General features: G+C 58.3%; 11 protein-coding genes. 1 reads left to right on the top strand and 10 read right to left on the bottom strand.

The features are described 5' to 3' along the window. Positions 1-119: 119 nt before the first annotated feature. The 10 genes from atpA to RWZ58_RS06060 all read right to left on the bottom strand — a co-directional run bounded on the left by atpA (position 120) and on the right by RWZ58_RS06060 (position 10,920). Positions 120-1,745, bottom strand: a complete 1,626-nt coding sequence (gene atpA / locus RWZ58_RS06105; protein ID WP_314075905.1) for a F0F1 ATP synthase subunit alpha — start codon at positions 1,743-1,745, stop codon at positions 120-122. A gap of 187 nt (positions 1,746-1,932) precedes the next feature. Further along, complete coding sequence (locus RWZ58_RS06100) at positions 1,933-2,745, bottom strand: F0F1 ATP synthase subunit delta (RefSeq protein WP_049354850.1); 813 nt, start codon at positions 2,743-2,745, stop codon at positions 1,933-1,935. Further along, entirely contained in the window at positions 2,745-3,302 is a 558-nt protein-coding gene (locus tag RWZ58_RS06095) for a F0F1 ATP synthase subunit B (protein WP_049326923.1), read from the bottom strand. Before RWZ58_RS06095 ends, RWZ58_RS06100 begins: the two co-directional genes overlap by 1 nt. 51 nt (positions 3,303-3,353) lie before the next feature. Beyond that, a complete protein-coding gene (gene atpE / locus RWZ58_RS06090; protein ID WP_005506461.1) occupies positions 3,354-3,557 on the bottom strand; it encodes an ATP synthase F0 subunit C in 204 nt (67 codons plus the stop codon). 143 nt (positions 3,558-3,700) lie between these two features. Continuing rightward, positions 3,701-4,492, bottom strand: coding sequence for a F0F1 ATP synthase subunit A (gene atpB, locus RWZ58_RS06085; RefSeq protein ID WP_005507804.1), 792 nt, complete (start codon positions 4,490-4,492; stop codon positions 3,701-3,703). Between the two features lie 112 nt (positions 4,493-4,604). Further along, positions 4,605-4,865, bottom strand: a complete 261-nt coding sequence (locus RWZ58_RS06080; protein ID WP_005506464.1) for a hypothetical protein — start codon at positions 4,863-4,865, stop codon at positions 4,605-4,607. A 28-nt stretch (positions 4,866-4,893) separates the two neighbouring features. Further along, on the bottom strand, positions 4,894-5,466 hold the full coding sequence (locus tag RWZ58_RS06075) for a hypothetical protein (protein WP_070629494.1): 573 nt from the start codon (positions 5,464-5,466) through the stop codon (positions 4,894-4,896). Further along, positions 5,466-6,752: a glycosyltransferase family 4 protein gene (locus tag RWZ58_RS06070; protein WP_314658017.1), complete on the bottom strand. Its 1,287-nt coding sequence runs from the start codon at positions 6,750-6,752 to the stop codon at positions 5,466-5,468. Before RWZ58_RS06070 ends, RWZ58_RS06075 begins: the two co-directional genes overlap by 1 nt. A 245-nt stretch (positions 6,753-6,997) precedes the next feature. After that, positions 6,998-8,956, bottom strand: a complete 1,959-nt coding sequence (locus RWZ58_RS06065; protein WP_314658016.1) for a polysaccharide biosynthesis protein — start codon at positions 8,954-8,956, stop codon at positions 6,998-7,000. Next, positions 8,956-10,920, bottom strand: a complete 1,965-nt coding sequence (locus RWZ58_RS06060) for a glycosyltransferase (RefSeq protein ID WP_314658015.1) — start codon at positions 10,918-10,920, stop codon at positions 8,956-8,958. Before RWZ58_RS06060 ends, RWZ58_RS06065 begins: the two co-directional genes overlap by 1 nt. A gap of 430 nt (positions 10,921-11,350) precedes the next feature. Here RWZ58_RS06060 and RWZ58_RS06055 point away from each other — a divergent pair, with 430 nt between their 5' ends. Next, positions 11,351-12,352 (top strand): NAD(P)-dependent oxidoreductase, encoded by a 1,002-nt coding sequence (locus RWZ58_RS06055; RefSeq protein ID WP_070634426.1) that lies wholly within the window; start codon positions 11,351-11,353, stop codon positions 12,350-12,352. The last annotated feature ends 19 nt before the right edge of the window (positions 12,353-12,371 follow it).

Below are 12,371 nucleotides of genomic sequence, written 5' to 3'. Positions count from 1 at the left end.
GTCGAAGCAATCTTCTGTCGGTAAACCCTAATCTGGGCTCCCATAGAGCTTCCTTTCTCCTTGCTTTCTGCCCCGCCCCAGCCTCATAGCTGAGGCGGGGAGAAGGCGAGGACTAATCGCTAACCGATGGTTTCCTGAGTGATGTCGCTATCGCGAGCTGCCTTGTGCTCCTCGTGACCTGCGTCGACGAGGTGGCTGCTGCCCTCAGACTTGAAACCCTGCTTGAAGTCAGCAACTGCGGTCTTCAGCGCGGCAACGGTGTCATCCTCAAGCTTGCCGGAGGAAGCGATATCGGTCAGTACCGAGGTCTTGTGACGCAGGTACTCGATGAAGCCTTCCTCGAAGCGCAGCACGTCGGAAACCTCGATGTCGTCGAGGTGACCGGAGGTACCAGCCCAAATGGAGACAACCTGCTCTTCAACTGCGTACGGGGTGTACTGCGGCTGACGCAGCAGCTCGGTCAGGCGAGAACCGCGGGTCAGCTGTGCCTTGGTAGCGTCGTCCAGGTCGGATGCGAACATTGCGAACGCTTCCATTGCACGGTACTGTGCCAGCTCCAGCTTCAGGGTACCGGAGACCTTCTTCATAGCCTTGGTCTGTGCGGCACCACCAACACGGGAGACGGAGATACCGACGTCGACTGCCGGACGCTGGTTAGCGTTGAACAGGTCGGACTGCAGGAAGATCTGGCCGTCAGTAATGGAGATGACGTTGGTCGGAATGAAGGCGGAAACGTCGTTTGCCTTGGTCTCAATGATCGGGAAGCCGGTCATCGAACCTGCGCCGAGGTCGTCAGAGAGCTTAGCGCAACGCTCCAGCAGGCGGGAGTGCAGGTAGAAGACGTCACCGGGGTATGCTTCACGTCCCGGCGGGCGGCGCAGCAGCAGGGACACAGCGCGGTATGCTTCTGCCTGCTTCGACAGGTCGTCGAAGATGATGAGGACGTGCTTGCCACCGTACATCCAGTGCTGGCCGATAGCCGAACCGGTGTAGGGTGCCAGGTACTTGAAGCCTGCTGCGTCGGATGCGGGAGATGCCACGATGGTGGTGTACTCCAGCGCGCCGCGAGTCTCAAGGGTGTGGCGGACAGCTGCAATGGTGGATGCCTTCTGGCCGACAGCCACGTAGATGCATCGAACCTGCTTCTCGGGGTCGCCGGAAGCCCAGTTGTCCTTCTGGTTCAGAATGGTGTCGATCGCGATAGCGGTCTTACCGGTCTGGCGGTCACCAATGATCAGCTGACGCTGACCGCGACCAATCGGAATCATCGAGTCGATTGCCTTCAGGCCGGTCTGCAGCGGTTCGTGAACCGACTTACGCTGGGTCACGCCGGGAGCCTGCAGCTCCAGTGCGCGGCGACCTTCAGCCTCAATGGGGCCCAGGTCATCAATCGGGTTACCGAGGGGGTCAACAACGCGACCGAGGTACGCGTCGCCCACGGGCACCGAGAGGACCTCACCGGTGCGGTGTACGACCTGGCCCTCTTCAATACCGGTGAAGTCACCCAGGACAATCACACCAATATTGCGGGTATCCAGGTTCTGTGCGAGGCCGAGGGTGCCGTCTTCGAAACGAAGCAGCTCATTCGCCATAACCGAGGGAAGACCCTCGACACGAGCGATACCGTCGGAGGCCGATACAACTCGACCCACCTCAACACGTTCTGCATTGCCGGGTTCGTAAGACGCTGCAAACTCGTTCAGCGCATTACGGACATCGTCGGCATTGATGGTCAGTTCGGCCATCTTGTGTCCCTGCTCTCTCATTGTGGTTGCGTTCCGTCAACGGAACCAACCGAAACTTGCAATTCGGGTTGAACGGGCGGGCAATGCCGCCACTTCTGCGAAGGAGGCATCAGCCACGCACCCGCTACCCGAGGTATCTTCTAAATCACCGTTGCGACGAACGGTTCAGCGTCGCTAGCTTGAGCCGCTAGCCGATGGAACGAGTCAGATCGGACATGCGGGTCTCGACGGTACCGTCGATCACCTCGTCGCCCACCTGAACACGCAGACCGCCAAGAACGGCGGGGTCCACCGAAACGTCGAGCTTCAGCTCACGGCCGTACACGGCGTTGAGCGCGCGACCGAGACGTTCAAGCTGTGCCTGCGACAGCGCAATCGCGCTAGTTACTCGCGCAATGTAACGGTTCTGTCGCGTGACGATGATTTCTGCGAACTCATCGGCTACCCGTGCAGCGTGACGGCCGCGGGGGTTGGAGCCAACTCGTTCGAGCAGAAGCACACCTTCGGCGGTGGTGGCGGGGCCACCGAGCGCCACGGCGAGCTTCTTCTTTGCTTCTTTGCTTGCCTGATGGTCGGACAGCGCTTCCTGCGCCTGAGCGTTGGAATCAACGGTACGCACAAAGGTGAGTAGTTCGTTGAGAACCTCGTCCAGGGCGTCCACGCCACCGCGAGACTGAGCCGATGCGGTCACGGCGAGCACTGCTGCACGCTCCAGGGCGTTCGCCAGATCTGCGTCATCCGACCAGCGCTGAGCCACCGCGTTGGTGAGAACAGCCATAGCCTGAGAAGAGATCTTGCCGCCGAAGACGGTGTTAGCGATACCCTGACGTGCTGCTGCATCACGCGAAGAATCGGTGACAGCACGGCGCAGGGTGCCGTTGTGGTCGAGAACATCAACCACAGCGAAAAGCTCGCTCGCCAGGTTCAGGGGCTGCAGGGAAGCGTGAGCTTCCAGCACCTCTTCCACCTTGCTCAGTGATTCAGTAGATACTCCTGCCATTACCGAGCCGCACCTGCGTTCTGCTTCTCGGTTTCAAGGTCAGCAAGAAAACGATCTACCACACGGGCCGATCGCTCATCATCGTTGAGGGCTTCGCCCACAATCTTGCCGGCAAGGGTGGTAGCAAGAGTGCCAACCTCGGAACGGAGGGACACTGCTGCTGCCGCACGCTCTGCCTCGATAGCCTTTGCTGCATTATCGCTAATGCGCTGAGCCTCAGCGGTTGCACGCTCGCGAGCATCGGCAATGATTGCCTCGCCCTCTGCGCGTGCCTCTTCACGAATCTTCTGAGCCTCCAGTCGAGCGCTTTCGAGCTGCTGGGTGTACTCATCGCGAGCCGCTGCAGCCTCTGCCTGTGCCTTCTCGGCCTTGGCAAGGCCACCTTCGATTGCTTCCTTACGGTCCTGGTAGATCTTCTCGAACGCCGGGACAACGTACTTAGCAACGATGTAGTAGAGGATCAGGAATCCGATGAGGGTAATGACAATTTCCCCGACGTCGGGAATCAGGGGGTTCGAAGTTGCCTCCGCTCCCCCTTCGCTTGCCAGATAAATCATGGAGGGAATCCTGTTCTATGGGATGGGTCGTTTAGGATGTGGCAGAGCCGGTTACTTGATGAAGACGAGAACCAGGCCCAGAATTGCCAGTGCCTCGACCAGTGCGAAGCCCAGGAACAGCATGGGCTGCAGGGTCTTCTGGGACTCGGGCTGACGAGCAACGCTGGTCATGTATGCCGCGAAGATCAGACCCACGCCGATGCCGCCGCCGATAGCTGCCAGACCGTAGCCAACCGCAGTGATGGAACCAACCATTATTTTTCCTTTCAACAGTGCTCGACCGGGAACATACCCGGACCGAACAGAGTTTGATTTGAGTTAATAGCCCGCACAGTGAACGTGTGGGTTGCTTTATTCACGCCCAATGACGAACGCGAAAACCTAAAAAACTAGAGAGTTTAGTGTCCCTCGGAAACCGAGCCCTGCAGGTACACAGCCAGCAGCAGAGCGAACACATAAGCCTGGATGCACTGAATCATGAATTCCAGGAAGTACAGGAACATGCCCAGAGCACCGGGAGCAATAGCAGCCAGGTAGCCGATGCCGCCCAGGGTCTCAACCATGTAGGTCACCATGCTGGATGCAACCATCAGCGCCAGGTGACCACCGAACATGGTCGCAAAGAGACGCAGTGCGTGAGTTGCGGGACGAATCAGCAGGTTCGAGAAGAACTCGATCGGGATCAGGATGGGGTAGATCCAGACCGGCAGACCCGAAGGCATGGTGATGTCCTTGAAGAAGCCGCCCAGGCCCTTGCGCTTGATACCAACACCAACCCAGGTCAGGTATGCCACGCCAGCCAGTGCGTAGGCGCTACCGGGGTGGGAGAAGGAGGGCAGCTGAACGAACGGAATCGAACCGAAGAGGTTGTTCACCAGAACGAAGAAGAAGGAGGCGAACAGAATCGGCACGAAAGGCTTGTAGTGCTGAACGCCCAGGGTTTCCTTGCCGAGGGAGTTACGAGCAAACATGTAGCCGGATTCAGCGATGAACTGAGTCTTGCCGGGAACCATGGCACGCTTGCGTGCTGCGGTGAGGAAGAAGACCGCAATAATCACCACGGACAGCAGAATCAGTACGTTCTGCTTACCGAAAGCGAAATCACCAATGGTGAAGAAGGGGGGCAGATGCATGTCTTCAGGGGTCGGCGGCACATAGGCTTCCGCGAGGATCAACCCGTTCTCGATCAAAGCAAGTCCTTTCTTGCTGCTAGTGGCTATCAAGAGCCCATGTCTGCCTATAAACGACTGACATGCTAACTACATGGATGAATGTGTGACCTGGCGGTCCGCGTTCAATGACCTAGCGGTCTTTATTCTGCCTGGTCATGTGGGTAAAGACGAGGGTCAAACCTCCGACGGCGCCAATCAAGACGCCAACCCACACCAGCCAGGTGGTGGAGAAGACCAGGTCACCGAGGTAACCGATGCCTCCCCACACTGCTACACCGATGATCAGATAGAGAATCGACATGACTGCGCCGGAGAGACCTCCGTCAGATACCAATTCTCCGGTGGTGCGGAGCTTTTTATCTCCGTCCCACCATTTCTTCTCTTCGGCCAAACGTTTTTCCTTTCAAACACCAATCGTGTTACCGACCATGGTCTTCCGAGTCGGTGTCGAAGTACAAAATTCTCAGTCGTGCGATGCTGACTGTTTCAATAACAATCCACAGAATCACGCCGGTACATGCGCCTGCGAGAGTCCAACCGTGCCTCAGATTCTCGGGGAATGGCACAAACATCAATACCAGACCGAGCAGAGCAATCTTCACGAGGTAGCTCACCACCAGCGATTTGGGTACACCCCAGTCGAAAATGGGAGCAACCAACATAACTAATACGCCCAGAGTGAAGCATATATAGATTATCAGAAAGCCCAATGTTATTCCTAGCGCGCCCACAGGACCCGCAAACAGGTACGCACTCATCATACCGCCCAACCAAGCCAGCAGAGAGTAAGCCGATACTCTGTAGAACAAAAATTTCCAGGAAAGCTCTTGACTCTCGAAAGAAGAGGCCTTCAGACCTGCTTGAGCACGCTCTCGGCGGCGTTTCTGCTGCCTCATACGTTCCGCCGGCGGATACCACAGAACGTCGACCACATGCCTCCAGAGAGGCTCTACGGAAGCCTCAACCGAAGGTTTAGAGTGTTCAGAAGCCATTAGTGTTTCTCCCCACGATTCTGATTCGACTGAGCCGAAGAAGAGGAAACAGAAGAAGGCAGACCCGCACGATCCTTCACGGAGTCCGGCATAATCGGCTCCGGATGCAGCGAGGTCGGCTCAACCTTCTCAGGAGTTGCCGGAACACCAGTAGCAGATGCCAAAGAATCAGTAGCAAGGTCGGACGCAGTGGGCTTCGCCTTCGGCGCCGAGCCCTTCGACTCCGTCGCAAAACGCTTCGACAGGTCAATCGTAGACGTAGGAGCCTCACCGCCGAAGAGCTGCGGCATACGCAGATACACCACCAACACGGCAAGAGCCACCACCATCACGCCCACAGTCGCCACCACGGCACCCGAAGCATACAGGTCAGACGCAAACGCCAGTAGCACCCACACCAGAATGGTCGTACCCGTCACGACGGCGGTCGAGCCCAGATGGCTGAAACCAACATCCGTCAGACGCTGATACGTGTGAGTACGGTGCGGCTTGTACCACTGCTCCCCCGCCATAAAACGACGGAACAGAGTCGTACCCGCATCCGCCAGGTAGGTCATCAGCGGGGCAAAAGCCAGCAGGAACGGAACATCCGCGAACCACGCACCCACAGCCAAAGAGCCCAGCGCCGCGCCCAAAACATAAGAACCAGCATCGCCCAAAAACACGTTCTTACCCGGGCGCACATTCCACGGCAAGAACGCCGCAAAAGCACCGGCAACAGCCACACCAGCCAGAGCCAGCCAGGGCAGGTTCACCATCCAGCCGGTCAACGTATACGCCAGACCAGCCACCAGACCGTGAGCACCAGAAATACCGTTAATTCCGTCCATAAAGTTCGCCACGTTAATGTAGCCGGCAATAAAAATCGCGCCCAGAACCAGCAGCAGAACATTCGTACCCTGCACCGTCGCGAAGCTCACGCTCACCAGCACACCAATCACCAGCTGCAGACCCGCACGACGCACAATGCTCACGCCACGAATATCCTCAAGCCAACCCAGGGCAAGAGCACACAGAATCGCCACAGCAATCGTCACCGCCAGCTGCAAAGACTCAGGAGAACGGTACGTCCAACCAAACAAAGTAGCCACCACAAACGCCACAAAGGTCGCCGCAGCAGTCGCCAAACCCATACCGCGGTACGTCGGAGCAGTATGCGAAGAACGCTCATTAGGAACATCCACCATGTTGTAGCGGTGCAAAATTGGGCGCACCGCAAACGGCAAAAGGGCACCCAAAACAAAAGCAAGAGCAAAAATGCTCAACAGCTCAGAAAAGGAGGTCATACCAGCTCCAAGGCATTGGCGCCGCTACCTCTGGACACAAACTCCAGAATCGCGGCTGAGGGACGATGTGTGCGTAGTGTGTGTTTACTTCGTATTCTATAGAACTCTTCAGTAGCCCGGGGCTCAACGTTACAGAATCTCTCCATATGCTCCATTCACCCCGCGCCCAACAGCGAGAGAAAAGAGAAAACACCGGATACCGCACCTGCCACGCAAGTGCAGCATCCGGTGTCTTTCCGCAAAGATTAGAACGTCTGTGCATCCGCCAAAGTACGCGGATCCGGGGCACGCTCCAGGCCATGACGCTCATAGCCACTATGCTCCCGATAGTTCTGAATCCACCGCTCATAATCGAGCTCATCAGGATCAAGTGCCGGGGCACTCGACCGGGAAATATACCGGTTCTCCTCGCTAGGTACCAGCTTCTCGGTACCGCCGAAGAGAGTCTCATCCAGCTTCTCACCCTTGCGAAGACCAATCTCCTTGATCTCCACGTCATACCGCTCATACGCCTGGCGCATCGCCTTGGCAACGTCCAGAATCTTGACCGGCTGGCCCATATCCAGCACCATGACCTCACCGGGGCGACCAATCGCACCGGCAAGCATCACCAGCAGGCAGGCATCGGTAATCAGCATGAAGTAACGGGTCGCGCGCTTATCCGTCAGGGTAATCGGACCACCCGAGAGGATCTGCTTCGTAAAGAGCGGCTTAATCGAACCGCGCGAACCAAACACGTTACCGAAACGAACCGACACGTAGGTGTTGCTGGTCTTCTCGCCAAAGTACGCGGTCAGGCGCTCGGCCACACGCTTAGACTGACCCAGCGCAGTCTTCGGATCAGCAGCCTTATCGGTCGAAACGTTCACAAAGGTCTTCACGCCCACCGCCTCCGCGGCACGCAGCACGTTGAGGGTGCCCAGAGAGTTCGTCTTCCACGCCTCCTGCGGGTACGCCTCCAGCGCCGACACATGCTTCAGCGCTGCAGCGTGGAACACCACCTCGGGGCGACGCTGACGGAAAATCTCCAGCAGGTTATCGCCCTCACGAATATCAGCCAGAATGATGCGGTCATCATCCAGGCTCGACTCGTGAGTAATCGAAACCTTCGTCTCCATCAGCAGAGTCTCATCATGATCAAGCATCATGAGGGTCTCAGGCTCAAACTCGCTAATCTGACGGCACAGCTCCGAACCAATCGAACCGCCCGCGCCGGTCACCAGCACTCGCTTACCGTGCAGGTACGAACGCAGAATATCGCGGTCAATATCGTAGTTAATCTCGCCACGAATCACGCGCATCAGGTCGTTATCGCTCGCGGTAATCAGACGCTCACCCATCAGGCGAGCATTCGCACTGCTAATACGCTGAACCTCAACCTTAAGCTTACGCATGCGGTTGCAGAAGGACTCGAAATAATCCTCCGACATATCCGAAATCGTCACCAGAATCTTACGGGTACCCGACTCACGAATCGCCTGCTCCAGCTCACGGTAGGTCGTAATCACCGAAATGCCGTGGAACTTCGTACCAGCCTTGAGCTGGTCATCATCGAAGACCGCAACCGGGCGAAGCTTCGCCTCCTCATCATGCAGCATCGAATCCATGACCATGCCGCCAATAAAACCGGCACCGTACACAATCACGGGCTCGCCGGTCAGCTCACGCACCGCGCCGCGCTCAGTATAGACGCGCTTCGCCATGCGAGCGCCCGCCATCATAATCAGGCTAAACGCCGCCGCAATCGCAGGCACACTATGCGGAATATGAGGCAGGCCCAGCAGCTCATCCACAAAGGAGAAAATCGTCAACGCCGCGCCCGCGCTCAAAGCAGCCGCACCGGCACGCCACGACTCGTCAAACGAGCCATAAGAGTACACGCCGTTATAAATCTTCACGCCCGCCAAACCAATGACCAGGTGCAACACCACAGCCAAAGTAGCGGTCATCGCCAACGACGCCGGGTGAATAATATCGAACACCGAACCGTTACTGAGCAGCACACTATAGCGGAGCATGTACGCGAACAAAACCGCCAGCAGCCACGCGCTCGAATCAATCAGAGCCTGCGCAATCAGCCACCACGGCTTACGCTCGTAGAGGCGGTTCACCAGCATTGTGCCGGAGTCGCCCTCCGTCACCAGCGTGCCACGCTGAGCCGCCTTCTTCATCACCACATGAGCGTGAGGTTTCAACTGAGCCACTACATGCCTCCTTCAGATGCGGTACCAGAAGAACGAGAAGAAGCGCGAGCCGTCAACGACGACAACGCACGAAACGCCGAACGGCGCGCCTGCTCAGGCACAAAACGGTACACACTACGCACCGCCATGTTCTGAGCCCACTGAAGCTTAGAAATACCGTGACCGGTGTACAGGCGACGCTGAATCGCCAGATCCTGCAACCAGGCGTCCACTCCCCCACGCTTCGTGTACGCGCCCGCACCCACGCGATAACGCACCAGTGCATCAGGGATATTGCCCAGACGGTAGCCGGCATCGCGCAGACGCATCCACAGCCACCAATCCTCAGCGCCGGGCACGAACTCGTAGCCGCCCAGCTGCTGCACGGCGCTCTTCACGAACGCCACCGACGGGTGATAAATCGGGTTGCGCGAATCCATTGCGTTGAGCAGACGCTCGGAATCAACAATCGCCTCGCGGGTCGACTCCACCGCCGTATTGCTTTCGTTCACCTCAAGCATGGCAGAGCCCAGTACCGTGTAGCCGCCCTCAACCAGGGCAGGAATCAGACGGGCAAAACGAGTCGGCTCGGACAGGTCATCAGAATCAGCACGAGCCACCAGCTCGTAGGTGCACGCCTGCAGACCGGCATTCAGCGCCTCCGCCAAACCAACGTTCTGAGCCAGCTCCACCACCTGAATCGGCGGGCAATCCAGGTTCTCGGCACGCTGAACCCAGCGGTCCACCACGGCATCCAGCTCGGGGGTCAGCGGACCATCCTTCACCAAAACCAGTTCCGAAGGACGCAGAGTCTGGTTCAGCAGATTCGACTCCAACGCCTGCTCCAGGTACGCGGGATTCTCCTTCGCGTACACGCTCATCAACACCGAGAAATCGGGTGCAGAGCTCACGCAACCGCGCGCCTTCTCAGACTCAACGGCGTTAGCAGTAGCCGGCACACCGTAGCGGCCGGGGAAAGTCAGCGGGTAAATACCCTCAAGCACCTGGCGGTTCGGGGTGGGTGCCCGCAAACCGTCACGCACACCGTTGAGGAAATACCCCAGGTAGGTGCGGCGGTCATCAGTGCGCAGCACAGTAGAAATCCACAGACGCGCCGACGAGCCACCATAGAGCAGCTTCTCCAGCGGGTTCAGGGTACGCGAACGGGTGAAAACCCACAGCTTATTGCGCACATCGTTATAGAAACGCGGGCCGGGGTTGGCGTTCGTCGTACCAAACGTCTTCGTGTGGTGCTTAGCCACAGAGGACGGCACCGCAATGCCGTCGCGGTGATGAATCAGACGGGTCGAAAACTCGAAGTCGTCATTCCAGATGAAGAACTCAGCAATCGGCAGGCCACCGTTGCGGCGAATCGCCTGCGCATCCATCAGAATCGACACGAACGAGGCGCTACGAATCGGGCGGGCGCCCACAGCCTGTGCACGAGCATGACGCTGCTCCCCCGCCGCAAACATGGTGCGCGGGGTGTTCATCGGGTGGTCCTCGCCGTTCGTCCACACCACACGAGACGCCACCACCGCGGGACGCCGCGAAGGCACCGGCGAATAGTTCAGCCAGGCGGCAACCGCCTCCGACAGGGTGTTCTCGGTCGGCTCGGTGTCATCATCCATCACCCACACCAAATCCGGGTTGTGGCGTTCCAGGGCACGGTCAATGCCCACCGCAAAGCCGCCAGCGCCGCCCATATTGCTCTCCAGACGGATGCAATCCACCGGCAGCTCATAGTCCAGGGTGCGCAGATACTCGGCGGTGCCGTCCGTGGAGGCGTTATCAACAATCACCACCGCCGTAGGCACACGCTCACCCGACGCGATACCAGCCAGGGTCTTCGGCAGCAGGTCCTCACGGTTGTAGGTCACCACCACAGCAACCGTGCGGGGGTACTCGTTCGAAGAATCGTAAGAAGAAGGCTGTTCGGAAGAAGGCTGGGCAAAAGCGGTCACGTCACTGTACTTTTCTGCCATAAGTTCTCCCTCCACGGCGCGATGCGCCTGAATCAGCCGATACGCAATATACCCGTGCCGATAAGGGCGCTCTTGGTGTTTCTCACGCCCCCGGTATTCAACCGTGTGGATATATCACTCAAAGAAAACATTCTACCTGTGGTCTCCACTAGAGGGTGAACTGTCACCCCAAAAGACGCCTTTTATGACGGATAAACAACCGAATTCAGTTGATTTATCCGTATAGCGGACGCACCCGTACCCACGCTTTTGGGGTATCCGCCAAGCTGACAGCTTCACAGCCTGTGTTTGAGCTGTGCACCCCGTACGAAAAAACGACCAGAGACCGAATAAAACCCCACAAATTCCCCATAAACTGTTCAAATATGGGAAAGTTGAACTGACCCCATAAATCCCCGCAACGTACGCGGGCTCGTGAGAGGTAAAAGAGATGTCCGAATCCAAGTGGAAAGTCATTGGCGCCAGCGGCTTCGTTGGTTCCTCCATCGTCGCGCGCCTGAACGCAGAAGGTATCAGCGTTGATCCTATTGAGGCACCTCGACTCGCAACTCGCGCCCTCGACGTAGACAGCATCATCGACGAAGCAGACCAGCTTGAAGGCATCATCGACTCCCTCGCAGAAGCCTTCGCCGGCGCACAGGTCGTCGTTAACGCAGCGGGCCTCGCAGCACCCAACATGCAGGACCTACCCCCGCTCGTCGGCGCAAACGCCCTGCTACCCGCAGTCATCGCAATCGCCGCACAGCGCACCGGCGTGCGCCGCGTCATCCACCTCTCCTCCGCAGCGGTACAGGGCCCGCGCCTCGTACTCGACGCTTCCGAAGAGACCAACCCGTTCAGCGCCTATTCCTTCTCCAAGGCACTCGGCGAAGAAGCACTGCTCGACCTGCAGGACTACTTCCTCGAAGAGCACCCCGACAGCGCACCCGAACTGTGCATCCTGCGCGCAACCAGCGTGCAGGGCCGCGGCCGCCGCACCACCGAACTCTTCGCCAAGATGGCATCCTCCCCCTTCGCCTCCGTTGCGGGCGCTGGCACCGGCAAGTCGCCCGTCTCCAGTGTGCACGCCCTCGCAGAATTCGTGGTCATGCTCGGCACCTTCCCCGGCGAACTGCCTACCATCGTCCTGCAGCCCTGGGAAGGCGCAACCGTCGCCTCCGCAACGCTCGACGCAGGCCGCCGCAAGCCGCTCCACCTGCCCGAATGGCTCTGCCGCGCAGCCGTCAAGGCAGGTTACACCGTCTCCGAGCTGATGAACGACAAGTTCGCAGGCTCCGTGCGTAAGGTCGAGGTCATGTGGTTCGGCCAGGGTATTGACGACTCCTGGGCACGCGACAACAACCTTCTACCCACCCCGCGCGTACGCGAAGTACTGCGCAACGCCCACACCGCACTGGGCAAGAAGAAGGACCGTCGCTTCGACAAGAAGTAGATTGCGCACGTGCCTGTAG

Origin of the sequence: uncultured Rothia sp., from assembly GCF_963544205.1 — a bacterium.
GTDB lineage: Bacteria > Actinomycetota > Actinomycetes > Actinomycetales > Micrococcaceae > Rothia.
Note: the sequence above shows the minus strand (reverse complement) of the source record. Positions and strands in the feature narration are given on the sequence as shown.